Consider the following 25380-nt stretch of genomic DNA (forward strand, 5'->3'; position numbering starts at 1 on the left):
GTTCTGCAACGCTGAAACGTCTTGCGTGCTGTAATGTATCAACTGTGCCGCGCACCCTGCGCGGCCCGACAGATTCCTCACTCCGCATTACAGATAAGCGTCATCCATGAACGATTTCACCGCAGTCAGCCCAGGCCTTCCTTCCACCCACGCCGACATCCTGTACGGCCCGCCGCGACCGGATTTGCTGCGCGAGGAAGTACTGGCCGACCTGCTGGAAGCGACGGCCCGCCGCTGCCCGGAACAGATCGCCCTGATCGACGGCGCGCGCCGCATCACGTATGCGCAACTCGACGCGCAGGCGGGTCTGGCCGCGTCGCGCCTGGTGGCGGCCGGCGTCAAGCCCGGCGACATCGTGGGCCTGTGGCTGCCGCGCGGCGCCCATCTGCTGCTGATGCAGGCGGCGATTGCCAAGGCGGGCGCCGCCTGGCTGCCCGTCGATGAAGACACGCCCGTCGAGCGCCTGCAGGTGTGCCTCGATGATGCGAATGGCTTTGGCGTCGTCAGCTGCGCGCAGTTCGCGCCGCGCCTGGCCGATGCCGGACTTGGGCGTCCCGTGTGGACGGCGGAAAGCCTGCTGGCCCCCGCCGCGCCGGGCGAAGTGCTGCCGACGCGCGGAGCCGTGCTGCCCGAGCACCCCGCGTATGTGATCTACACCTCCGGCTCCACGGGCAAACCCAAGGGAATATTGATCAACCAGCGCAGCATCTGCCACTTCCTGCGCAGCGAAAACGCCGTGCTGGAAGTGACGCAAAGCGACACCGTCTACCAGGGATTTTCCGTCGCTTTCGACATGTCGTTCGAGGAAATCTGGATCGCCTACCTGGTGGGCGCCACCCTGTGGCTGGGCCCCAAGGAGATTTCGGGCGACCCGGAAGCCTTGCCGCGCGCGCTGGCAGCCAATCACGTCACCGTGCTGCACGCCGTGCCGACCTTGCTGGCCCTGTTCGCCGAGGAAGTGCCGAGCCTGCGCCTGATCAACCTGGGCGGCGAGATGTGTCCGGAGTCCCTGGTCGAACGCTGGTCGCGCCCTGGCCGCGCCATGTTCAACACCTATGGCCCGACGGAGGCGACCGTCTCGTGCAGCCTGGCGCGCCTGCAGCCGGGCGAACCGGTGACCATCGGCACGCCGCTGCCCAACTACGGTTTGCTGGTGCTGCAAGTGGCAGAAGCGGGAGAAAACCGTCCATTGACTTTGCTGGCGCGCGGCGAGACGGGGGAGCTGTGCATCATCGGTCCCGGACTGGCCGAGGGTTACCTGGGCCGGCCCGACCTGACGGTGGAAAAATTCCTGCCCAATCCCTGGAGCACGGGCCCTGACGATGTGCGCCTGTACCGCACGGGCGACCTGGCCCGCATCGATCTTGATGGCCAGGTGCTATGCCTGGGCCGCGCCGACGACCAGGTGAAAATACGCGGCTTCCGCGTGGAGCTGGGCGAGATCGAAGCCGTGCTGGCGCAGCAAACGGGCGTAGGCACGGTGGCCGTCTTGCTGCGCAAGGATGACGGCATCGACCAGCTGGTGGCGTACATCGTCGGCAGCGACGAGGCGCCGGCCGACGCCCTGGCCGCGAAAACCCTGCGCGCGGCCCTGAACCTGCACTTGCCGCCATATATGGTGCCGGGCCGTTTTGAATTGCTGCCGCTGATGCCGCGCCTCACTTCCGGCAAGATCGACCGGAAAGCCTTGAAAGCCATGCCCCTGTCCGCCCCGCCGGCTGGCGAAGCGGGCGAATCGGACGTGCCGGAAACCCCGGCCGAAGCGGCCCTGTTCGCGGCGCTGGCCAAGCTGTTCCCGGGCCAGGCGATCTTGCGCCAGCTGGACTTCTTCAGCGACCTCGGTGGCCATTCCTTCCTGGCCGCGCGCCTGGCCTCCGCACTGCGCGCCGATCCGGCCTACGCCCACATGACGGTGCGCGATATTTACCAGAACCGGCAGATCGGCAAGATCGCCGCCGTGCTGAATGAAGCGCCGGCGCTGGCCACACCAGAAGCGGAGTGGACGCCGCCATCGACCGTGAAACGCTGGCTGTGCGGCGCGGCGCAGGCGGCGGCCGTGCCGGGTCTCGTCACCCTGCGTATGGCGCAGTGGATGGCGCCGTTCTTTACGTACCACTTCTTCACGGGCGACACGGGCGACACCGTGCCGCGCGCCATCGCCGCCTCCATCGGCGTGTTTTTACTCGCGACCCTGGCCGAATTTGCCATCGCGATTGCCGGCAAGTGGCTGATCGCGGGGCGCTTGAAACCGGGCAGCTATCCGCTGTGGGGCGTTACCTATTACCGCTGGTGGCTGGCCGACCGCCTGGTCGAATCGGCGCCCGCCTACCTGCTCAGCGGCTCGTCGCTGAACAGCTGGTGGCTGCGCGCGCTGGGCGCCAAAGTGGGCAAGGAAGTCGTCATCGGCTCGATGACCCTGCGCGCGCCCGACCTGCTGTCCATCGGCGACAACGTCAGCGTGGGCAATGCCGTCAACTTTGAAAACGCCCGGGTCGAGCGGGGCCGTTTGCTGCTGGGCCGGATCAGCATCGGCGACGATGCCTGCATCAGTTCTTACGCGATCATGGAAGGCAATACCACAGTGGGCGCGTTTGGCCACCTGGAAGGTCAATCGGCGCTGGCCGATGGCGCGGCGGTGCCGGCTGGAAGAGTCTACACAGGTTCTCCCGCGCGCGACATTGGCGCGTTCGACCCTGCCAGCCAGCCGCCGCGCCCCGCCGTCTCCCGCCTGCGCCTGACGGGCGAAACCGCGTTCTTTTGCTTCGGCATGGTCCTCATCGCCGTGCTGTTCTTCATGCCCGTTTTCCCCAGCTTCGTGCTGATCGACTGGTTCGACGAGCGCGAAATGATGCCGTGGCTGCAGGGCCGCGACGTGACGACCCAGCTGGCCCGTTACTTCCTGCTGGCCTTCCCCGCCAGCGCCGTGCTGATCGTACTGACCGCCCTGCTGTCGGCCGCCATCCGCTGGGGCGCGCTGCCCCGATTAAAGCCGGGCAGCTCGCCCGTGCACAGCAATATCTATTGCGCCAAGTGGCTGGTCAGCCATATCCAGGAATCGAGCCTGAACGTCCTGCACGGCATCTACGCCACCGTCTACGCGCCGTACTGGTACCGCCTGCTGGGCGCCAAGGTGGGCAAGGGCGCCGAGATTTCCACGGCGCTGGGCGTGGTGCCCGACATGCTGACCCTGGGCGACGATACCTTCATCGCCGACGCCGTCATGCTGGGCGACGAGCAGATCGACGGCGGCTGGATGACCATGCGCCCCACCGTCATCTCGCACCGCAGCTTCGTCGGCAATGGCAGCTATATCCCGGATGGCACGGTGCTGCCCGAACACGTGCTGATCGGCGTGCACACGCATGCGCCGCGCAATGAACAGATGCACAGCGGCGACACGTGGCTCGGCTCACCGCCCATGCATTTGCCCGCGCGCGAACAGGTCAGCGGCTTTGCCGAACACCTGACGTTCAAGCCGTCGCTGTTGCGCCGCCTGGGCCGCAGCCTGATCGAAGCGTTCCGCATCGTCGCGCCGCACGCCGTGGTGATCGCCGTCGGCTATACCCTGGTGCTGGACGTGATGCCGATCGCGGGCGCGGGACGCTGGGGCGAAGTGGTGAGCGACCTGGCGATTGCCGGCCTGGCCTACGGCGTCGGCAATTTCCTGGTGGTCGTACTGTTCAAGTGGCTGCTGCTGGGACGCTACCGCAAGCACGCGGCCCCCATGTGGACACCGTTCGTGTGGATTTCGGAAGGCGTGACCAATCTGTACGAAGGCATCGCCGTGCCCAACTTCATGCGCTACCTGCGCGGCACGCCGTGGCTGCCGCTGGCCTTCCGCCTGTTCGGCTGCAAGATCGGCCGCGGCGTCTACATGGACACGACGGACATCACGGAATTCGACTGCGTGCACATCGGCGACTACAGCGAATTGAACGCCCTCACCTGTCCGCAAACGCACTTGTTCGAGGACCGCGTCATGAAGATCGACCACGTGGAGATCGGCCAGCGCGTCTACATGGGCCCGCGCAGCTCCGTGCTGTACAGCGCCAAGGTAGGCGACAATGCGCGCCTGGGACCGTTGACCCTGGTGATGAAGGGCGAGCACATCCCCGCCGGCAGCAACTGGGCGGGCTGCCCGGCCGCGCCGCTGCGTAGCTGATCGCAGCTGATGGATGCCACGGTGTTCTGGTCAACGGATGGCGTGCTGGTGATCGGCATTGCCGCCGTGCTGCCGCGCTTGGAGGCCCGGTTGCGCATCCGCGATGCCGTGCGCGAGGCGATGGCGACATGGCTGAAGATGGATATCGAGGCGATCTCGGTGGAGTCAACGCCGGGCGCCCCTCCCCGCCTGCTGTTTCCCGGCGGCGTTGCGGGCCTGTCGTTCAGCCATGACGAGGGCATCTCGCTGGCCGCCATCGGCCTGCATGGCCCTGTCGGCATCGACGTGATGCGGGTGCAGGACATCCCCGACTGGTTGAATCTGGCGCGCGATTATCTGGGGCCGCAGGTGACAGCGGAACTGGTCGCCTGCACCGATGCGCAGCGCCCATTGGCGCTGGCGCAAGCATGGACGGCGCGCGAGGCGGTGCTCAAGTGCGCAGGGCTGCCGCTGGCGGAGTGGAGCGGGGTAGCACCGGCTTGCCGCCTGCAAGCGCTGGCCTTGCCGGCACTGTATGTCTCGACTCTGGCATATTAATCTTCCTTGCCTTTGCCAGCTCCGCCGATCTGGACGAAAATCAATTTTACGATAATACTGACGAACAGTCCCAGCACCCCGATCAATTCCAGCATGGCCATTCCTTTGCAGTGACAGCAGACCAGGCCACTGTAACGCGAATACCGGGGCCAGGCTAATATCAAATCAGGCAGTCTCCGATCTCGAAAAGGCATACGATTGATTTCCATCAGACAGTTCCGCTATTTTGTCGAAGTCGTCGATGCGGGCAGCTACTCGCGCGCGGCGGAAAAGCTGTACATCGCGCAGTCGGCCCTGAGCCGCCAGATCAAGGAGCTGGAAGGTGAAGTGCAGGCCCTGCTGCTGACGCGCGACTCTCGCCATATCGAACTCACGCCCGCGGGCCAGGTCTTTTATGAGCGGGCCAAGCGCATCCTCGACGACATCGAGGAAACCGTGCGCCAGACGCGCCACGTGGGACAAGGCGAGCAAGGCATCATCCGCCTGCTGCATTCGAGCTCCGTCACCCTCACGCCCGCCATTGGCGCCGTGCTGAACCGGCTGCTGGCGCAGTTCCCCGGCGTCTCGCTCGATGTATCGAAGGGATCGTCGGAAAACCAGGCTGCCGACATCGAGGAAGGCCGCGCCGACCTGGGCCTCGTGCGCCTACCCACCCTGCGCAAGCATGCCAATATCGTCGTGCGCGAACTGTTTGCGGAAAAGCTGGTGGTGGCCGTGTCAGCAATATCGCCGCTGGCCGCGCTGGAGCGTACGACGATAGCCGCGCTGCGCGACGAAGCGTTCGTCTCGATCCCGCACAAGGACCGCGGAGGCCTGAGCTACCTGGTGGCGGGCCTGTGCCTGGCACAGGGTTTCTTCCCGAAGGCGGCGCGCGCCCTGTCGCGCAAGACCTCGCAGCTGAACCTGATCGAGGCCAACATGGGCATCGCCATCGTTCCCGACAGCATGCGCCTGGTAGCGCCGCCCGGCGTGCGTTTTATCGCGCTGCCCGACGAGGAGTCGCACTCCGTCGTCGGCCTGATCTCGCCGCGCGCGGCCAGCGGCATGGTGGCCGCGTTTACGGAAGCGTTCGTGCGCGAGATGAATACACTCTAGCCTTCCGCATACAGCGCCGCATCCACGTCGCGCACGGCCGCCATCAGCAAGGCCAGCTTCATGACATCGAGCTTGCCATCCGTGCGCACGCGCGAGCACAGGTCGATGCCGTAGGGGCGCACCTGGCGCAGCGCGTCGGCAACGTTGGTGTCGTCCAGCCCACCGGCGAGGAAAACGGGACGGGGGCTGGCGCGCACGAAGCGCGCGCTGACGGACCAGTCGTGCGTGCGGCCCGTGCCGCCCAGTTCCGGGACCAGCGCGCCAGGGCGGCCCGAATCGAGCAGGAAAGCGTGCACGTGGGGCGCGTAGGCCGGGATCAGGTCCAAAGCCTGCGGCCCCTCCACATGGATCACCTGCACGCGCCGCACGTGCGGCAGCAGGCGCGCCAGTTTCTCGACTTCGCCAGGGTCGATATGGCCGACGATCTGCACGGTGGACGGCTGCGTGGCGCGCACGTGTTCGGCGATGGCTTGCGCCGTCGTCTCGGACGTCAGCAGGAACGTGGCCACGGGCGGCGGCGTCCAGGCGGCGATCTGCGCGATGCGCGCGTCGGGAATCGGGCCGGGGCCGGACGGCATGGCCGCCACCAGGCCCAGCGCGTCGGCGCCGGCAGCTATGGCCAGTTGCGCTTCGTCGATGGAAGCGATGCAGCAAATCTTGATGCGGGTTCTCATGGCCTTGCGTGTTCAAATGGAATGAGCAACATTACAACACAGGGCGGCACGCGCGCCAAGACACGCGGTCAAGGCCGCGTCATGCCGCCGCAAACCCATCACCAGCATAGCAACGAGCAAGGGCAGACTCTTTGGCGTCTGATCGTCAGCCCGCGCTGATTGACATGCGCCAGGTGGCGGACGATACTTGATTTATCCGGGATCGCCATTGGAAGCCGCACATGCGTATCGTCGACTTTGAAGTCCGCAAGGAGTGCCCGCCGCAGTTGTGCGACTGCGCGCGCGAGCGACTGCTCGGCGATGCACAGGCGGACCTGTCCATCCTGCGCCTGAACCTGACGGAAGAAAAGCGCCTGCTGGCGCACATCGACGGCATCGCCACCCTTGCCCAGCTGAGGAAGCTGCAATTGCTGTTGCAGAAAAACCTGGGCGTGGAATTGCAGATCGCGCCTGGCAGCGGCGAAGTGCGCACCGTGCGCGGCTTCCAGATCCGCCTGCTGGAACGGCCCGGCCTGTGCCGCAAGACGCGTGCCGCCATTCCGGCCGCCGTGCGGCGCTGCCTGGTCGCGCACCCAGAGATCGCGTTTGCGATATTGAATGAAAACGATTTGCTCGGTGGGGGCTGAGCCGAGTAGGTCGGATTAGCGGGCACCGCGTAATCCGACACCATTCTTGGCGTATGTGCGAATGTCGGATTACGCTACGCTAATCCGACCTACGCCGCCACGCTGGCGCGGATGGGAATGACCTTGCCCTTCGCTTCGCGCGCCCGCAGCTGCCCGCAGCCGCCTTCCACGTCCTGCCCGGCCGAATCGCGCAATTTGGTCAGCACGCCGCGCGCGTGCAGGGCGGCGGCAATGGCGCGCGCCTTTTCCCAGCTGGGGCGCTTGAACGGCAAGTCGGCGATGGTGTTATACGGGATCATGTTCAGCACCGCGTACTTGCCCTGCAAGAGCGCGACGATGCCATCCATCTCGTCGTCGCCATCGTTGACGCCTTCCATCAGGGTCCACTGGTACTGCACCGGGTAGCCGGTCAGGCGCGCATATGATTCGCCGAAGTCCACCAGTTCGCGCGGAGTGAGCTTGGGCGCGCGCGGCAGCAGTTGTTCGCGCAGTTCCGGCTTGGTCGTGTGCAAAGACAGGGCCAGCGCCGGCTTGACCCTGCCTTGCGGCAGGCGCTCGAAGGCGCGTGGGTCGCCCACGGTGGAAAACACGAGGTTCTTGTGGCCGATATTTCCCTCGGTGCCCAGCAGCTCGATCGCTTCCATCACATTGTTCAGGTTATGCGCCGGCTCGCCCATGCCCATGAAGACGACTTTTTTCACGGGACGCATGGTGCGCGCCAGTACCACCTGGGCGACAATTTCTCCGCTGGTGACTTGCCGGATCAAGCCGTCGCGGCCCGTCATGCAGAACTGGCAGCCGACGGCGCAACCGACCTGGCTCGATACGCACAAGCCGTCGCGCGGCAGCAGCACGCTTTCCACCGTCTGGCCGTCGTGCAGTCCCACCAGCAGGCGCGCGGAACCGTCCGCGCCCGGGTGCGTGCTGAGCAATTTCAGCATGCCCTGCAACTCGAGGTCGAGCGCGGGCAAGGCCACGCGCACGGGCAGCGGCAAAAAGTCTTCGGCGCGGCGCCGGCCCTGGTCATGCGGCTGCCCCTGGATCCAGTCGCGCAGCACGCGCTGTTCGTGCAGGGGCTTGGCGCCCAAGGCGCGCAGGCGCTGGCGGAGATGGTCGATTTGCATGGCGTCTGAATAAAAAAACGGCGCGCAGGAATGAAACCGGCGCGCCGTGTTAGGGGTAAAAGCGTTAGACTTTCTTGACGAATTCCGTCTTCAGGCTCATGGAACCGAAGCCGTCGATCTTGCAGTCGATATCGTGGTCGCTGTCGACCAGGCGGATGTTCTTGACCTTGGTGCCCATTTTGACGACACCGCCGCCGCCCTTCAATTTCAAGTCCTTGATGACGCTGACCGTGTCGCCGTCCTGCAGGATATTGCCGGCCGAATCGCGGTACACCTTGGCGCCCTCTTCGACCGCTTCGCCAGCCGTGGCCGACCATTCATGCGCGCATTCAGGGCAGATCAACTGGCTGCCGTCTTCGTACGTGAATTCGGATTTGCATTGCGGGCATGGTGGTAATGTGCTCATTTTATTCTCTGTCTGGTGAACAGCGCGTGCTGTAAAAGCCGACATTATAAGCGCTACGCCCGCCATCGGCGGGCTTTTTCGCATATGACGTCGCAGCCTTATTTGATATTTTTATCCAGGAAGGCGCGGATCACCTGCCCGATCTCGCGGGCATGCGTTTCAAGGGCGAAGTGGCCGGTGTCGTAGAACCGGATATCGGCGTTGGGCAAATCGCGTTTCCATGCCTGCGCACCGGCTGGCAGGAAAAACGGATCGTTCTTGCCCCAGACGGCCAGCAGCGGCAGTTGCTGCTGGCGGAAATAGGCCTGGAATTGCGGGTACATGCGCACATTGGACGCGTAATCGAGGAGCAGGTCGAGCTGGATGTCGGCGTTGCCAGGACGCGCCACCCGCATGCCTTCCAGGGTATAGCCGTCGGGAGAAACGCTGCTCGGATCGGGCACGCCTTCCAGATATTGCCATTTTATCCCGGCCGGCGTCGGAAAGTCGGCCAGCGCCGCGCGGTTTTGCGCCGTCGGCGCCTGCCAGTATTGCCTGATGCCGTCCCAGCCCTTCGACAGTCCCTCTTCATACGCGTTGCCGTTCTGCGAGATGATGGCCGTGATGCGCGCAGGATGGGCCAGCGCCAGGCGCCAGCCCACTGGCGCGCCGTAGTCGTGCACCATGATGGCGTAGCGGTCCAGCTTCAACTGCTCGGTAAAACGGTCCATGGTCCGGGTGATGTTGTCGAAGGTGTAGGCGTAGTGTTCGCGCGCCGGCGCTTCGGTGTAGCCGAAGGAAGGCAGGTCCGGCGCCACCACGTGATAGCGGTCGCTCAGCGCCGGGATCACGTCGCGGTACATGAACGAGGACCCGGCAAAGCCATGCAGCAGCACGATGGTCGGCGCGGCAGGGTCGCCCGCCTCGCGATAAAAAACATTCACGTCGCCGACTTTTTCAAACCGGTAGTGTACTTGCGCCTTGTCGGCTGCCGACATCGGGGCGGCGCCGGCGCTGGCCGCCATGGCCACGGTGGTGGCGGCGGCGAGAGTGGTGGTCTTGATATTCATGGCAATGTCCTTGTAACCTTTAAAGTGAGTATTTGAAGGTTACAAGCATTTCTGGTAACCTGTCAATATTATTTTCAGAGGTTACAAAGGATTTCAAATGACGCCGCATCCCGAGCACGCTCCGCACTTCATCGGCAACCACCTGGCGCTCGATTTCATCAACAGCGCCTTTGGCATGGGGGATGACAGCTGGGATTGCCTGGCCGACAACGCCGGCGCGCTGGCCTGGCTCAAGGCAGCGGGCCTGCTGGCACCCGACTTCAATACACCGCCTACCGGACTGGCAACGCTGGCACAGTCGCTGCGGACGGCGGCGGGACGGCTGATCGATTTGAACATGCCGCGTGAGCCAACCGACTTCGCGGTGGTGAACCGGATACTGGAGGCTGGCCGCCCTGTGCGCACGCTGGCGCAGGGCGAAGGCGATAACGTCGTATTATGGAAACGGCGCCGCGACGACAGCGCGGCCAGCTTGCTCGAACCGGTGGCAGCGGCGCTGGTCCAGCTGCTGACGCAGGGCGAGCTGGCGCAAGTGCGCCAGTGCGAAGCGCATGATTGCACGCTGCGTTTCCTCGATGTCACCAAATCGGGCCGCCGGCGCTGGTGCAGCATGGCCGTTTGCGGCAACCGGATGAAGGTCGCCGCTTTCCGGGCGCGCAAGGATGCCAGATAGCGCCGGCAGGCAACACCCTAATTTTCACTGACAGGAGTGACCAGTAATGACGACATCCAGCTATCCCGATACCCGCCTTTGATCGCCAACGCATGGGTGGAGGCCAGCGGCGGCAAATCCATACCCGTGCTCAATCCTGCCACCGGGCAGGCCATCGGCACGGTGGCCCATGCCAGCATCGCCGACCTCGATCGCGCGCTTGCCGCCGCCCAGCAGGGTTTCGAAACGTGGCGCGCCGTCGATATCGCCCGGCAGATGACGCAGGAGCAGGGCAAGCCGCTGACCGAAGCGAAAGTGGAAATACTGGCCGGCGCCGACATCATCGACTGGTTTGCCGCCGAAGGCATGCGCGTCTATGGCCGCATCGTGCCGTCGCGCAATCCGGCCGCGCAGCAACTGGTGCTCAAGGAACCAGTCGGCCCGGTTGCCGCCTTCACGCCGTGGAATTTCCCGATCAACCAGATCGTGCGCAAATTGTCGGCCGCGCTGGCCACCGGTTGCTCCTTCCTGTGCAAGGCCCCGGAAGAAACGCCGGCCTCGCCTGCGGCGCTGATGCAATGCTTCGTCGACGCCGGCCTGCCACCGGGCGTGGTGGGCCTGGTGTTCGGCGACCCGGCCGAAATCTCCGGCTATCTGATCCCGCATCCGGTGATACGCAAGGTGACGTTCACTGGCTCGACGCCGGTAGGCAAGCAGCTGGCCGCGCTGGCCGGCGCCCACATGAAGCGCGTGACGATGGAACTGGGCGGCCACGCCCCGGTGATCATTGCCGAAGACGCCGATGTGGCACTGGCCGTCAAGGCCGCCGGCGGCGCCAAGTTCCGCAATGCGGGCCAGGTGTGCATTTCGCCGACCCGCTTCCTCGTGCACAACGCCGTCAAGGCCGAATTCACCAGCGCGCTGGTCAAGCACGCCGAAAGCCTGAAGCTGGGCGATGGCCTGCAACAGGGCACCACGCTGGGGCCGCTGGCCAATGCGCGCCGCCTCAGCGCCATGGCGAAGGTAGTCGAAGACGCGCAGGCCAGAGGCGCCACCCTGGCCACCGGCGGCAGCCGCATTGGCGACACCGGCAACTTTTTCGCGCCGACCGTGTTTGCCGACGTGCCGCTCGACGCGAGCATATTCAACGATGAACCGTTCGGCCCGATCGCCGGCATCCGCGGTTTCGACAGTCTGGAGGAAGCCATCCTTGAAGCGAACCGCCTGCCGTTCGGCCTGGCCGGCTACGCTTTCACGCGCTCGATCAAGAACGCCCACCTGCTGATGAACCGCATGGAGGTGGGCATGTTATGGATCAACCAACCCGCCACCCCGAGCGCCGAAATGCCCTTCGGCGGCATCAAGGATTCGGGACATGGCACGGAAGGCGGGCCGGAGGCGCTGGAGTCCTACCTCAATACCAAGGCCGTATCGCTCGTTGGCGTGTAAGCGGGTATCGGCGACGCCGTCGTTCAGCTACGCAGCACTATCTCGATGGTGCTGTGGACGATTTCCTCGTGGATGCTTATCCGTGCGCGCAGCCGCGCAGCCGTCAGGGTAGGGTCGCGGCTGACCACCGACAGCGCGCACGAATACAGCTGCTTGCCAACGCGCCAGACATGCAGGTCGACGATGCGCGGCGTGTCGCCCCCCTCTTCCACCTCGACCGCCTCGCGGATTTCCTGCACCACCGGGTGATCCATTTCGCGGTCCAGCAAGACCTTGCCCGTCTGCTGCATCAGCTTTTTCGCCCACAGGGCCACCAGCACGGCGCCAGCGATGCCCATCACCGGGTCGAGCCACTGCCAGCCGTAAGCCCAAGCGCCGCCCAGCGCAAGGATGGCCAGCACGGACGTGGCGGCGTCGGCCAGCACGTGGATGTACGCGGCTTTCATGTTCAGGTCTTCGCCGTGGCCATGGTCGTGATCGTGGTGATGGTCGTGGCCGTGATGGTGATCATGGTCGTGATGGCCACCGAGGATCAGCGCGCACACGAGGTTGACAGCCAGGCCGAAGGCCGCTACCGCCATGGCCTGCGCATAGTGGATGGGCTGCGGCGAGAACAGGCGCTCGACTGAGGCGGCCACCATCAGCACGGCCACCCCCAGCAGCAGGATGGCGCTCGTGTAGCCGGCCAGCACCTCGATCTTCCACGTGCCGAAGGCAAAGCGCGGGTCGCGCGCATAGCGGCGCGCGGCCGCATACGCAAACGCGGCCAGGCCGATGGCCAGCGCGTGCGAACTCATATGCCAGCCATCGGCCAGCAGGGCCATGGAGTTGTACCACCAGCCGGCCACGATTTCCAGCACCATGGTGGCCAGGGTGATCCACATGACGATGCGCGCGCGGCGTTCGGCCTTGCCATTGCTGCTGTCAAAAACGTGTTCGTGCTGCCAGGCGGAGAGGTCTTCCTTGATGAATGGCGTTTGCATGACGGTCTCCTTATTTGAGGTAGGTGCGCAGGATGCCCGCGATGTCGTCGGCGCCCCTGGCCCGCTCCTCGCCGGAGATATCGGGACTGGCCACGTGCTCGCGCAAGTGTTCTTCGATGACTTCGGCCATCAGGCCATTGACGGCGCCGCGCACGGCGGCGATCAGCTGCAGCACTTCGCCGCAATCGCGCCCCTCTTCCAGGCCCCGCTCCAGGCCCTCCACCTGGCCCCGAATACGCTTCACGCGATTGAGCAGCTTGCTCTTGTTGTGCGCCGTGTGTCCCATGATTCACCCTCGATAAATACTATAGGGGGGTATACTATCAGAGGGAACCGGACGGCGCGATCTTTTGCAGCTTGCTGGCCAGCGAGGCGTCGGACAATTCGCCCAGGTGCGTATCGACCAGGCGCCCTTGTGCGTCATAAAACAGGGTGGTGGGCAGGGCCGAGGAACCGGCCGCCTTGCCCAGCGCCGCGTCGCTGTCGAGCAGCACGTTGCGCAGGGTCACGCCGCTCCGGTCCAGAAAAGCGCTGGCGGCAGGCGCATCCTCGCGCTGGTTCGCATACACGAAGACGATATCGGCGCGCGCCTGCTGCGCGGCGGCCAGCACGGGCATCTCGCGCCGGCATGGCGGGCACCAGCTGGCCCACAGGTTGACCACCATGGGCTTGCCGCTGGCCAGCGCCGCCAGGGTCACCGGCGCGCCGTCGAGCGCCTGCAACGCCACGGCCGGCAAGGCCGTCGGCTTGTCGTACGCCAGCGAGATCCCTGCACTCAGCACGCCCCAGGCCAGCGCGCCAGTAGCCACGCTGATGGCCAACGGACGGCGCATGGCCGCCATGGCGGGACGCCGGCAGCGCCACGCGGCGATGGCCAGCGCGGCCGCGATGCCGGCCGGCGCGAGAAAACCGCCATCGCGGATATTGATGATGGACCACGGCGCCACCAGATATTGTTCGTGCCAGCGTAGAACGAATGCCAGGCGCGCCGCCAGCAGGCCGGCGATCAGCATGTCGGAAACGAGAGGACCGGCGTCCGGCTGTTGGCGATACCGCCTTAGCGACCACGCCGCGCCATAAGCGACGCACAGGGAAACGAACAGCAGGACGAGGCCCGTGGGCAGGGCCAGGGGACCGATTTGCAGGGACAGCATGGGCGCTTTCAGGAACGTCGAGGGACGGCCATTGTGGCCCATGCGGATTAAGCAGGCGTTAAGCGGTGCGAAGGTCAGGTGAGCAGCGCTTCCTTGCGCACAAAATGCATGGCTTGCGGCTGGTCCACCAGCACGCACTGCTTGCCCGTGCGCTTGCAGTGGTCGTGCACGCGCCAGTAGGCGTCGTGGCTGACGCAGCCCGTCTGGCAAATCACCAGGTCGGCCGCCACCAGGCCCGCTTCCAGCGCCGCTACGTCGTCGGCGCCATCGTCACCGCCAGCATGGTGCAGGAAGCGCCCGCCGGCCTGCTCGATGGCTTGCTGCGCCACGTTGGCGCCGGCGGCCTGCTGGTCCGCATTCTGCTCCAGATAGCTGCCCACATACAGCACGGCTTTTTCGCGCACGTCGGCCTGCAAGGTAGGCGCGGGCAGCCACTGCAGGCGCAGCAGCTCGCGCATCAGGTCCTGCACCCGATCGCCGAGCCACTCGACCCGGCGCGCCAGCCTTGCACGCGTCGGCAAGCCCGGCACGCTGGCCGCCAGTTCGGCCAGTGCATCGCGCGCCAGCGCCAGTTTTGTATCGCGGATCACGACCTGCGCCCGCGCGCGCATCAAGTCCGACTCCAGCTGCGCGATGCGGACCGCCTGCGCAGCCAGCTGCGCACTGCAGCGCGCCTGCGCGCGGCCATATTCCCCCATCAGCACGCGATGCTCGCGCGCGATCATGTCCTCGTTGCCATACATGCTGCCCATCATGCCCTCCTTCACCGACCGTGGCGCCATGGCGCCAGCCCATCGCTACCCCATGGATCCGCATTATAAATGAGAATCATTATTATTTGTCCATGCGCGTGCGCTCAGTAGGGGTATGCGGTGGCCGCCAGCGTCACGCAGCCGGCGGGCAAGACAGCAGGCGCTTCCATACGTCGTCCTGCACCTCCCGCACATGCCGCAGGCCATCGGGGCCACGATAGATCCCCAGCGTGTTCGGCCACGCCATATCGATGAACAACAGCCGCACCGGATCGATCAGCAGGGACTGGCCCACATAATTACCCTTGATCTCGCCCTTGTTGACGGTCAGCAGGCGCGCGCCACCGGCAAGCGCCCGCTCGTCCAGCGCCACGCCGCTGCGCTCGGCCACATCGCGCAGCCAGCGTTCACGCCAGCGCGCCTGCTCGCCGAACTGCCCCTTGGGCGGCCGGTCCAGCTTGACGATGGCCGCCACGGGCCCGTCTATCCCCGCCTGCAGCGAAAAGCCCAGGCGTTCCTGCAGTTCGACCGTGTAGGCCTCACCCTTGACGTCGATCTGGTAGCGCCCCACCCCGTCCTGTACCCGCAGGTCAGCCTGATGGTAGGAAGGTTTGACGCAATTGGCGTATTGATCGACGAGCACATCGAGAAACGGCGGCTCGACGGGGGATGTCGCCGCCATGGCGGGCGACAGGCTGGCACACAACATGGCGGCAGCCACGCATTGCATCGTATTCATTCTTGCTCCGGTTATTGCACAATTTTTTTCAATGGTGGAATTGGCAAGATCCGCACTCTACCTGATAGGGAGAAAACAGCCCGCACGACATGGAAGGACAGGCCCCGGCGCACGATTCAATTGAATCGCGCTTGTTAAATCATTATTTCTGAGGTGTAATCTTATAAGTAAATCATTGAATTAATTGCAAGCACACTCATCTCGCCACACGGAGTTCCAGTCCATGTCCGAATTGGTCCAAACAAACGCGTCGTCATCATCCGGTGCAGCACCCGTCGCCAATGGCTACAGCCAGGCCACGCGCCTGCTGAAGCTGAGCACGCCCCTGGGCCCGGACAAGCTGCTGGCCGAATGCGTGCGCGGCGAGGAAGGCCTGGGGCTGGGCTATACCTTCAACATCGCCGCCCTGTCGCTCGACGCGGCCATTCCCCTCAAGTCGCTGATCGGCCAGCCCATCCTGCTGGAATTGCTCATGGCCGATGGCGGCTGGCGCCCGTTCCATGGCCACGTCACCGCCGTCGAACTGGCGGGCGCGAACGGCGGCTTTGCCCGCTACAACCTGACCATGCAGCCGTGGACGGCCTTCCTGGCGCACGGCCGCGACAGCCGCGTCTTCCAGGACCTGGCGGTGCCCGACATCCTGGAAGTCGTCTTTGCCCGCTACCAGGGCCAGGGCATGCTGGCGCCGGCCTGGCGCTTCGACCTGCTCGACCGCGCAATCTATCCGAAACGCAGCATCTGCAGCCAATACCAGGAAAGCGACTGGGCCTTTGCCGAGCGGCTGATGAGCGAGGAAGGCCTGTTTTACTATGCCGAACACACGGGCGACGCGGGCAGCGCCAGCCTGGGCAGCCATACCCTCGTCATCGCCGACCACAACGGCAGCTTCAAGCCCAACACCCAGGCCAGCATTGCCTACAGCCAGCCAGGCGCCGTCATGCCGCAAGACACGATGGATCGCTGGCGCATGCAGCTGCGCCAGCAAACCAACGGCATTGAACTGTCCAGCTGGGACTACCGCGCACTGGGCCAGCGCCCCATCAGCGCCGCCAGCGCCCATGACGGAACGATGGCGCTGGTCAGTCGCGACGCGCCCGGCGCCTATGCCTACCCGTCGCGCGAACACGGACAACGGCTTGCCGAGCGCCAGTTGCAGGCGCTGACGGCGGCCAGGGAAGTGTTTACGGGCGCCGGCACCGTGCGCACCCTGGCGCCCGGCACCACGTTTACCCTGAGCGGCCAGGCGCAAACGGATGCGGCGGGCGGTGGCGACGCTGCAAGCTTCCTCGTCACCCGCACGGTGCACCTGATGCATAACAACCTCGATGCGGAACTCGGCGGCGGCCTGCTACAGCGCTTCGGCCAGGGCTTGCTCGACGCGCTGATCGGCGAAGAGGCGGCCGGCAGCCTGCATGCCGTCGGCGACACCATCAGCGAACGCCCGCCCTACCGCAACCGCATCGACGCCATCCGCAGCAAGGTCCCCTACCGCAGCACCTATGCCAACGACCACGGCCAGCTGCTGCATCCACGCCCCGTCATCATGGGCCAGCAGACCGCCATCGTCGTCGGCCCGGCCGGCGCCCAGCTGCATACGGACCGCGACCACCGCATCAAGGTGCAATTCCACTGGCAGCGGGGCGCGCAAAGCCATAGCCGGCTGGCGCATCCGGCGGCCGACGGCCACACGGGCGCGCCCGGCAACGATAGCGCCGGCACCTGGGTCAGGGTGGCCACGCCGCTGGCGCCCGTCGCTGGCGCCAACTGGGGCAGCAACGCCCTGCCCCGCGTGGGCCAGGAAGTGCTCGTCGATTTCCTGGAAGGCAATATCGACCGCCCCGTCGTCATCGGCACGCTGTACAACGGCCGCGGTCAGGCCGACGCGCAAAACAATCAGGTCAGCCAAGGCACGGGCGCGGCGACGGGCAACGCGCCGGCCTGGTTTCCCGGCCAGGCCGGCGCCCACGCCCACCCGGCGGCCTTGTCGGGCATCAAGACGCAGGCATTGCCAACGAGCCAGGGCGGCGGCGGCGCCTACAGCCAGCTGGTGTTCGACGACAGCCCGGGCCAGGGCCGCGTCGCCCTGCAGCGCCACGCCGGCCCTCACCAGGGCACGGCCGAACTGAACCTGGGCCATTTGCGCCACCAGAGCGACAACCAGCGGCTGGCGCCGGCAGGCTTTGGCGCCGAGCTGAAAACGGAACACAGCGCCGCCCTGCGCGCGGGAGCGGGCATGCTGCTGTCGGCGCATGGCCGCGATGCCAGCGGCAGTCAGATGGATGCGCAGGAAGCGCTGGAACAGCTCAGGCAAAGCTTGCAACTGCAGACCTCGCTGACTGAGCAGGCGCAGAAACATTTCGCGCTCGAAATGCCCAGCCCGGCCACAGCCGGTGCGGCCGCGCCAGCTTCCACTGCCACGCCGGACCAGGCGGAGACGCCTTCGCCAGCCGCCCAGCTCCCCGCCCTCGCCCAGATGCAGCACAGCATCGAGGTCCTGGGCGCGACGGCCGAGGGCGCCGCCACGACGGGCCAGGGCCAGGGCCAGCAGGCGGCGGGCGGCGAAGGCCAGGCCAGCGCGTATGGCGACCCGCAACTGCAATTATCCAGTCCGTCCGGCATCGCCGCCACCACGCCAGCCAACGCCGTGCTGGTCGCTGGCGGCAATGGCAGTCTGACGGCGGGCGCGGATCTCAACTTTGCCGCGCAGGGCAACAGCCTGTACGCGCTGGGCAAGGGCATCAGCCTGTTCACCTACGGCAAGGCCAGCAGCAAGGACAAGCCCAACCAGGAAACCGGTATCCGCCTGCATGCGGCCAGCGGCAAGGTCAGCAGTCAAAGCCAGTCCGATGCGACACGGCTGACAGCGGACAAGGCCATCACCGTCAGCAGCACCGCCAAGAGCGTCACGGCGGCGGCCAAGCAGCACATCCTGATGACGGCCCAGGGCGCGTACATCCGCCTCGAAGGCGGCAACATCATGCTGCATGGCCCCGGAAAAATCGATTTCAACGCCAGCATGAAGGAATTGACGGGACCGGCAAGCAGCCAGCCCACCTTGCCGGCGATGCCGAATGCGGCCGACCTGGGCCGGGCAGTCGAGCTGAACCTGCATTATGGCGATCTCGAGCCAGTCATGAACTCGCCCTACAAAATCACGTTCGCCAATGGCACTTCCCTCAGTGGATTGCTCAACGACAAGGGCCATGCCCGCCTCGAAAACATTCCTCCCGGCGCCTATCACATTGAATATGGCGAAGACCAGCGCGACTGGGTGGCGCCCCCATTGGTAGCGGAACCCCGTTTGCAGCAAGCGAGGCAGCAGCTGAAACAGGCATCCGCATTGCTGGAGGCAGCCCGAAAAAACAGTAAGCCGGAGCCCAAGGCATGAGCCAGAATTTTGTCGACGAGATTGTCGAGTTTTTCAAGGACCTGATCCTGGGCGACTTCGAGGATGACCAGGGCAAGGCCGCCATGATCGTCGGCGGCGCCATTTCCCTGATCCCCGTGGTTGACCAGGTGATGGACGTGCGCGATGTCTCGGGCATGATCTACCGCGTCGGCAGGAAAGGCGTGTCGCGCGCGACCCGCGATGACTGGGTCGACATGGCGCTGGCGGCGTTCGGCTGCATTCCGGAAGTCGGCAGCCTGTTCAAGACCATCATCAAGCCTTTGCGCAAGTACCGCAAGGAGGTGGGCGCGGCGGCCGCTGGCGGCAATGTCATGATCGAAGCGATGCTGGGCAAGAGCAAGGGCGCCGCGATCAAATTCCTGAAAACCTTCCAGTGGGCGCAAAACACCCAGCTGGCAATCAGCACGGCGATGAGCGCGCTGGACAATTGCGTGCAATTGCTCGGCTACCTGTCGACCAGCCATTGGTGGCTGCCGTCGGACTTGCAGCATCTGGCCCGCGACATGAAGCCGCAAGTCGAAGCGGTGCGCGGCCCGCTCAAGGCCGGCATTGCGCAAGGCGCCAAGGCGTTGCAGGACTTGATCGAGGACATGCTGGGTGAAGACGCGTTATGGGCGGCAAAAAAAATCGCCGTCGCAGCCGGCACCGGCGCCAATACGGCGGCCAGGCACAATCACAAGCCAGGCAACACGCATCCGCACAGCGCCAACGCCCAGTTCAAGTCGCCCACGACAAGCTCAGATAAAAAGTCAAAGGGCGTGGATGCCAAAGCAAAAACCAAAGAACGGGACTCGCCGGGCAAGGGCAAGGAACACAAACCCGTGGACGACTCGCACCGCCAGAGCAGCGACGGTGGCACCGCGCCGGTGAAGAATACGTCGCGGCCGATTCGCGAATTGCTGTCCAAAGTGCCATTCGGGCCAAAGGGACTCCTCGGCGAGCATATGGCAGATTATTATCATATGGAACACGTGCTTAAAAAAGCCACCGCCTGGCCGCACGGTAACGTCAATGGAAAATGGCGCTTTGACTACCCGCGCATTGTTGGCCCCGATAACGCACACAGACGCCCGACAGAGCTTGTACCCGAAGACTTAAAAAAAATGGTACAGAATGGTGTGGATACCATCTGGCAGACGAATAGTGACACATTCCATTTCATCGAAGCAAAATTCAGTGGCAGTGCCTACACGCTGTTCCAGCGGCTGCAAAAGGAAGTGGAACGTGGCAACATCCCACGCCCCCCAGCATCCCTCAACGATAGAGAGCTGATGTTATGGACTTTGCTCAGTGATCGTATCAAGGGTACACAGATGGGCATAGAATGGCTACGCAACAGCACAAAAACCCCCGCAATGAAATTAGACAGAAACTTAAAAAACCGCTGGGTGTATCTGATGCTGGGAAGCACCGCGTTCTCCAATCCTTTCGTGACGGCAGGCCACCCAAACGGCAAGCTCAAGTTAGTAGCAGCGCCTGGAGTTGTCGATCATCTTGAAGCGACATTGGAGTTACTCGCCTCAGGCGATCACTACAATATAAAAATACATGACAAACACAAAAAAACTCACGGCATAAGCGATACCTTTGATTATATTGAAATTGACCTCATAGAAAAAAATCGTAGGCGCGCCAAAAAAATATCATCGAAGAATATCACCACTCAACAAGAGCCACCAGAAAAAGATAAAAAATCAGGCAAACCAATTTCAAATAATAGATCCAAGAGAAAATAACAATGGAAATTCTGCCATTTCACCAGCGCCGCCGCCAGCAATTCCTTTACGAGGATCTATACGCAAAGACAAGAAAAAATCAACTCGCGATAATAGATGTTGAACTCGAAAATAAAAGAATAACCGACTCAATGCAGGGAAAATCTTCAGTCCATCATTTTTTGTATTTAGAAGAATTCTGGATCTGGATGCTCGACTATACGGCTGGCGAGCCGATTGATTCACTGGCTCCGCGCATCGCAGACATCGTGGATAAATTTGAAGAATGGAACGAAGTGGATCAACTCTATCAGCAGGAAGCGGCGCTTGAGCTTCCAGAGTATGGAGCATACGAATACGAGGGAGCACCACAGTTTTCCATCCTTTCCGATTATGAAGACACGCTTCAACTACTCAGCATCGCCATCCTGCTACGCGATCAGTGTTCGGTGCGACGCATCATCCACGTGCTGCGCAGCCACCGTGGCAACGATGGGCTATTCGAGCATTTGATTGGCGCATATGTCGAGGACAGTCAAGACCTGGACACCTGCATTATCGGCAAGCCCTACGACACCCTACTGCAAGTATTCTATGAGGAAGATGAGAAAGCTAGCTTAGTCCTGCTTCAGAAATACCTGAAACAATGGTATCCAGCCATGAAAAATCATCCGCGCTGGTACGATGAGCATCTCAACATCAACGAGGAAGGCTATGCCGCGTATTACGGTTACTGGGCCTTTGAAGCGGGGGCGGCCGTCTTTATACTCGACCTGGACGACAGCCAGATCGACCATTTGGTCTACCCCAAAGACCTGGTCGATTATGCACGACAGTTATGGGAAGAGGGCCGCTACACCAGTCAGGAAACAGAACCACTGATACGCAAGGGACGCGTCGAGGGTGGCCAGCCCTGCCCTCAAACAGGTTTCTGGGAAACCCCAGCAAAGTTACATAGCCGCAGCCATTTTGAGCAGGGCCAAATCATGCCTGTTTTTGATGATGCTGCATATGGTGAAACCATCTGGCATTGGAGCGAAGAACAATAGCCAATTTTCCATCTGGCACAGTCAGCGACTGGCCCCGCGCCGAGCTGCGCCAGCGATCAGAAAAAACGACGGAAAAACAATGAGGACAACCCCGTTCGACATGCGTCGCCGACAGCAATTTCTCTACGAAGATCTTTATAATAAAACGAGGGTAAATCAATTTGCGTTAATTAACGGGGGCATTGAAAACAAAAAAGTAGCCGACTCGACGCTGGAAAATTCTTCAGGGCATCAGTTTTTATATTTAGAAGCGTTCTGGATATGGATGCTCGACTATACGGCGGGCGAGCCGATCGCTGCACTGGCGCCGCGCATCGCCGACATCGTGGATAAGTTTGAAGAGTGGAATAAGGTCGATCAATTCTGTCAGCAGGAAGCAGCGCTCGAGTTTCCAGAGTTTGGGCCGTACGAATATGAGGGAGCACCGGAGTTTCCCATCCTTTCCGACTATCAGGACACACTGCAACTACTCAGCATTGCCATCCTTCTGCGCGACCATCATTCGGTTAAACGCATCATCTACATGCTACGCAGTCACCGTGGCCGCGATGGCCTGTTCGAACAATTGATTGACGGGTATGTGGAGAATGGACAAGCCCTCGACACCTGTATCATCGGCAAGCCCTATAGCACGCTGTTGCAAGTGTTCTATGAGGAAGATGAGAAGGCCACGCTCGACCTGCTCCAAAAATACCTGAAACAGTGGTATCCGGCCATGAAAAATCATCCGCGCTGGTATGACGGGCATCTGAGAATCCGGGACGAAGGCTACGCGCCCTATTACGGTTACTGGGCATTTGAAGCGGGTGCGACGGTATTTTTACTCGACCTGGACGACAGCCAAATCGACCATCTTGTCTATCCCAAGGACTTGGTCGATTATGCACGTCAGCTGCGGAAAGATGGCCGCCACACTCGCCTGGGCACAGAACCTCTGATACGCAATGTGCGCGTCGAGGGCGGCCAACCCTGCCCCCAAACTGGCTTCTGGGAAACCCCAGCCGTAGCCATTTTGAGCAAGGCCAAGTCATGCCTGTTTTTGATGATGCGGCATACGGTGAAACCATCTGGCATTGGAGTGAAGAACAATAGCCAATTTCCCATCTGGCACAGCCAGCGACTGGCCCAGCGCCGGGCTGCGTCAGCGCATGAGCCTTTGAAATGGCGCGCCTACGCAGGCCGGTCAGCAGCAAGCACTGGACATTCCGCCGCCCCCAAAAGATTGGAGCAAGGCAAGATCATGAGCAATCTGGATGCTGCCTGTGGCTTGACGGTGTGGCATTTTCTGAAGGTATAAAAAACAACGACGTGAGAGGAGAAAAGATGAGCACAACGGAACGTTTTTTTACTGCCGAAGATGTAGAGGGAATGGTTGCTGACCTCAAGGAATGGCCAAACATGTCCAGTGACGATGGAAATCAAGATCTAGGTGTGTCTCCATTTACTACTTTCTATTTCCTCTACAACACTAAGCATCACCTTGATACGTCACTGCTGATGGTGGGTATTCATGAGGAATTTGAACGACTGACAGGGAATCCCTATCTTATCGGCACACATCCCGACTCGGAACGTCCCCACCCTTACGGGTCCAAGCGCTTACCCGATCTGCGTGAATTTGCGCGAAAAACAAAAAAAACAGACTATTTCGCCTTCAAATTTACCGATCAGAAAAAACACAACTCGTCTCCTTCTACTGCTGGATATTTCTGGAAAATGCGGGATCATATGAACGATAATCCAGAACCATCAAACAGGGATTACTCATTCATTCAATTCTACTATCGCTGGTCATGGTGGAAGGACAACAAGATAGCATGGCGGCAGTTTGTTCTGGAAACCATGGAAAAACTAAAACCCGATCAGGTTTACAGCGCCTTTTCGATGGCCAATCCGCTTGCCTTCGGTACCCGCTCGGCAGTGACCGTGTGGGAACGCTCTCTGGCGCCGCGATTTTTTGGTTTGGACATTGATTATCCTTTTTCCATGAGCGGCTCGCTGGCAGACGGCATCCGTCCGCCAACCTGGGGCTTTTTGCTATCAGATACGTGGCGTGAAAAATTGGACCTCAGCCGCGACCAGATAAAACTCAGCCTGCAGCATCCTCAAATCCGGATCGACGAGCTAGATTCCGGCCTATGGATCGAACTGGGCGAGGAGCCGGCGCTCTACCCGGTAGAGGACGGCGTGCCGGAATTGCCGGCGCTGCTCAACAAGCTGCTCAAGCCGATCCGCAACGACCACATGGCGCTGCTGGGCTTTGGTCAATGGGACGGCGATCCCAACGAACGCTTCAACGATGCCGACTCGCTGCGCTGGATGCGGCGCTTCGACGCCGACAGCGACTGGCCCAGCGCCGAGCTGCGTCAGCGCCGCGATGACGGCGGCCCGGATGACGCCGCGCCAGCACAGGAGCCATTGGAATTGCGCGCCTACGCCGGCGAGGCCTGCCCGCAGGCCGGACAATGGCAAGCGCTGGACATTCCGCCGCAAACCCGGCGATTTGAACAGGGCGAGATCATGAGCAATCTGGATTCCGCCTATGGCTTGACGGTGTGGCGCTTCCTGAACGCATGAAGAAACAGCGACGGTACCGAGGTTCGAGACCATCGACCTGATGCTCGATTGGAAAAGGCAATCATGCATTGCGGTTCGAGATACGCGTACCTTCTTTGACACGAATACAATTTACCCAAGAGAAAAACACGTAACCATGGAAGATTTACCCTTTCATCAACGACGTAGACAGCATTTTCTCCATGAAGAACTTTATCAAAAAACACGGACAAATCAACTTTCCTTGATCCGGGGAGGAGAAGAAAACAGAAAGGATGCATATTCGATAGGCGAAAGTTCCTCCGTTCATCATTTTCTGTATCTGGAATTGCTCTGGATATGGATGCTTGACTACACGGCAGGCATAGCCCTCGATCAACTGGCGCCTCGAATCGCCGATATTGTGGACAAATTTGAAGAGTGGAACGAAGTGGATCAAAGGTATCAACAGGAGTGTGCGCTGAAGCTGCCTGAATATGGTCCGTATACATATTCGGGGGCGCCCGATTTCTCGAAACTTTCCGACTACGAAGACACGCTGCAACTGCTGAGCATTGCCATCTTGGTACGCGATCAGCGTTCTGTGCAACGCATCATCCACGTACTACGTAGCCATCGCGGTCAAGATGGCCTGTTCGAGCAATTGATCAGTGCTTATGCCGACAACGTCGTCGAGCGCGATACCTGCGTACTTGGCGCCCCTTATGACACCTTGCTACATGTGTTTTATGAAGAAGATGAAACGGCCACACTCACCTTGCTCAAGAAATATCTGCAACAGTGGTATCCGGTAATGAAGGATCATCCAAGCTGGCATGACGAGCATCTTAGAATCAGAGAAGGGGGCTATGCCGGCTATTATGGCTATTGGGCATTTGAAGCCGGAGCGGCGGTCTTTATTCTCGACCTGGACGACAGCGCTATTGATCATCTGGTCTACCCCAAAGACCTGGTCAATTATGGCCGCAAGTTACGCGCGGAACACCGTTACACCAGTGTTGATACTGCCTTAATAAATAAGGCCGGTCGTATCGAGGGAGGCCAACCCTGCCCGCAAACCGGCTTCTGGGAAACCCAAGCAAAGTTACACAGCCGTAGCCATTTTGAGCAAGGTGACAGAATGCCAGTTTTCGATGACTCTAATTATGGAGAAATCATTTGGTATTGGAGTACGGAACAGTAGCCTCCATGACAGCATGGGAGATGCTTCCCTCGAAATTCGTCAGCGCTGAGATAAATTAACGTTCCA

Annotated in this window: 20 protein-coding genes and 1 pseudogene; 12 read left to right on the forward strand and 9 right to left on the reverse strand. The window is 62.1% G+C overall.

The features are described from left to right. The first annotated feature begins 106 nt into the window (after window positions 1-106). The 3 genes from HWE17_RS21905 to HWE17_RS21915 all read left to right on the forward strand — a co-directional run bounded on the left by HWE17_RS21905 (window position 107) and on the right by HWE17_RS21915 (window position 5794). Window positions 107-4162 (forward strand): Pls/PosA family non-ribosomal peptide synthetase, encoded by a 4056-nt coding sequence (locus HWE17_RS21905; RefSeq protein WP_176390221.1) that lies wholly within the window; start codon window positions 107-109, stop codon window positions 4160-4162. A gap of 9 nt (window positions 4163-4171) precedes the next feature. After that, window positions 4172-4699 carry a 4'-phosphopantetheinyl transferase superfamily protein gene (locus HWE17_RS21910; protein ID WP_176390222.1) on the forward strand — a complete coding sequence of 176 codons (528 nt, stop codon included), beginning with the start codon at window positions 4172-4174 and terminating at the stop codon, window positions 4697-4699. 198 nt (window positions 4700-4897) lie between these two features. After that, window positions 4898-5794 (forward strand): LysR family transcriptional regulator, encoded by an 897-nt coding sequence (locus HWE17_RS21915; RefSeq protein WP_035817505.1) that lies wholly within the window; start codon window positions 4898-4900, stop codon window positions 5792-5794. Here HWE17_RS21915 and HWE17_RS21920 read toward each other — a convergent pair. Beyond that, window positions 5791-6468 carry a phosphoribosylanthranilate isomerase gene (locus HWE17_RS21920; RefSeq protein ID WP_176390223.1) on the reverse strand — a complete coding sequence of 226 codons (678 nt, stop codon included), beginning with the start codon at window positions 6466-6468 and terminating at the stop codon, window positions 5791-5793. The two genes, HWE17_RS21915 and HWE17_RS21920, sit on opposite strands and share 4 nt — an antisense overlap. 221 nt (window positions 6469-6689) lie before the next feature. Between HWE17_RS21920 and HWE17_RS21925 the strand changes: the two genes are divergently transcribed. Continuing rightward, entirely contained in the window at window positions 6690-7094 is a 405-nt protein-coding gene (locus HWE17_RS21925; protein ID WP_176390224.1) for a hypothetical protein, read from the forward strand. A gap of 89 nt (window positions 7095-7183) precedes the next feature. Here the strand turns inward: HWE17_RS21925 and HWE17_RS21930 are convergent, their stop codons facing one another. From HWE17_RS21930 to HWE17_RS21940, 3 genes are all read right to left on the reverse strand, one after another. Next, window positions 7184-8218, reverse strand: coding sequence for an RNA methyltransferase (locus HWE17_RS21930; protein ID WP_176390225.1), 1035 nt, complete (start codon window positions 8216-8218; stop codon window positions 7184-7186). A 64-nt stretch (window positions 8219-8282) separates the two neighbouring features. Next, on the reverse strand, window positions 8283-8624 hold the full coding sequence (locus HWE17_RS21935) for a zinc ribbon domain-containing protein YjdM (protein ID WP_034756972.1): 342 nt from the start codon (window positions 8622-8624) through the stop codon (window positions 8283-8285). A 98-nt stretch (window positions 8625-8722) separates the two neighbouring features. Then, a complete protein-coding gene (locus HWE17_RS21940; RefSeq protein ID WP_255206347.1) occupies window positions 8723-9601 on the reverse strand; it encodes an alpha/beta fold hydrolase in 879 nt (292 codons plus the stop codon). 169 nt (window positions 9602-9770) lie between these two features. On the opposite strand from HWE17_RS21940, the gene HWE17_RS21945 reads away from it, so the two are divergent. After that, window positions 9771-10346: an ABATE domain-containing protein gene (locus tag HWE17_RS21945; RefSeq protein WP_035817497.1), complete on the forward strand. Its 576-nt coding sequence runs from the start codon at window positions 9771-9773 to the stop codon at window positions 10344-10346. 46 nt (window positions 10347-10392) lie between these two features. After that, a pseudogene (locus HWE17_RS21950) lies at window positions 10393-11774 on the forward strand (NAD-dependent succinate-semialdehyde dehydrogenase). A gap of 23 nt (window positions 11775-11797) precedes the next feature. On the opposite strand, the gene dmeF reads toward HWE17_RS21950, so the two are convergent. The 5 genes from dmeF to HWE17_RS21975 form a co-directional block, all read right to left on the reverse strand. Next, window positions 11798-12757, reverse strand: coding sequence for a CDF family Co(II)/Ni(II) efflux transporter DmeF (gene dmeF / locus HWE17_RS21955; RefSeq protein WP_176390226.1), 960 nt, complete (start codon window positions 12755-12757; stop codon window positions 11798-11800). Window positions 12758-12767: 10 nt separating this feature from the next. Continuing rightward, on the reverse strand, window positions 12768-13043 hold the full coding sequence (locus HWE17_RS21960; RefSeq protein WP_176390227.1) for a metal/formaldehyde-sensitive transcriptional repressor: 276 nt from the start codon (window positions 13041-13043) through the stop codon (window positions 12768-12770). Window positions 13044-13080: 37 nt separating this feature from the next. Further along, window positions 13081-13911 (reverse strand): TlpA disulfide reductase family protein, encoded by an 831-nt coding sequence (locus HWE17_RS21965; protein WP_176390228.1) that lies wholly within the window; start codon window positions 13909-13911, stop codon window positions 13081-13083. 74 nt (window positions 13912-13985) lie between these two features. Then, complete coding sequence (locus HWE17_RS21970; protein ID WP_255206348.1) at window positions 13986-14522, reverse strand: DUF2325 domain-containing protein; 537 nt, start codon at window positions 14520-14522, stop codon at window positions 13986-13988. A 274-nt stretch (window positions 14523-14796) separates the two neighbouring features. Next, the gene (locus tag HWE17_RS21975; RefSeq protein ID WP_176390229.1) at window positions 14797-15402 is read right to left on the reverse strand and encodes a hypothetical protein; all 606 of its coding nucleotides are present in this window, start codon (window positions 15400-15402) and stop codon (window positions 14797-14799) included. A gap of 223 nt (window positions 15403-15625) precedes the next feature. Here HWE17_RS21975 and HWE17_RS21980 point away from each other — a divergent pair, with 223 nt between their 5' ends. From HWE17_RS21980 to HWE17_RS22005, 6 genes are all read left to right on the forward strand, one after another. After that, window positions 15626-18790 carry a type VI secretion system Vgr family protein gene (locus tag HWE17_RS21980; RefSeq protein ID WP_176390230.1) on the forward strand — a complete coding sequence of 1055 codons (3165 nt, stop codon included), beginning with the start codon at window positions 15626-15628 and terminating at the stop codon, window positions 18788-18790. After that, the gene (locus HWE17_RS21985) at window positions 18787-20547 is read left to right on the forward strand and encodes a hypothetical protein (RefSeq protein WP_176390231.1); all 1761 of its coding nucleotides are present in this window, start codon (window positions 18787-18789) and stop codon (window positions 20545-20547) included. Before HWE17_RS21980 ends, HWE17_RS21985 begins: the two co-directional genes overlap by 4 nt. A gap of 2 nt (window positions 20548-20549) precedes the next feature. Continuing rightward, window positions 20550-21575 carry a PoNe immunity protein domain-containing protein gene (locus HWE17_RS21990; protein ID WP_176390232.1) on the forward strand — a complete coding sequence of 342 codons (1026 nt, stop codon included), beginning with the start codon at window positions 20550-20552 and terminating at the stop codon, window positions 21573-21575. Beyond that, on the forward strand, window positions 21538-22872 hold the full coding sequence (locus HWE17_RS21995; RefSeq protein WP_176390233.1) for a PoNe immunity protein domain-containing protein: 1335 nt from the start codon (window positions 21538-21540) through the stop codon (window positions 22870-22872). Before HWE17_RS21990 ends, HWE17_RS21995 begins: the two co-directional genes overlap by 38 nt. A 26-nt stretch (window positions 22873-22898) precedes the next feature. After that, on the forward strand, window positions 22899-24152 hold the full coding sequence (locus HWE17_RS22000; protein WP_176390234.1) for a type VI immunity family protein: 1254 nt from the start codon (window positions 22899-22901) through the stop codon (window positions 24150-24152). A 136-nt stretch (window positions 24153-24288) separates the two neighbouring features. After that, on the forward strand, window positions 24289-25314 hold the full coding sequence (locus tag HWE17_RS22005; RefSeq protein WP_176390235.1) for a PoNe immunity protein domain-containing protein: 1026 nt from the start codon (window positions 24289-24291) through the stop codon (window positions 25312-25314). Window positions 25315-25380: the final 66 nt, after the last annotated feature.

This window comes from Janthinobacterium sp. BJB401, from assembly GCF_013372745.1.
GTDB lineage: Bacteria > Pseudomonadota > Gammaproteobacteria > Burkholderiales > Burkholderiaceae_D > Janthinobacterium > Janthinobacterium rivuli.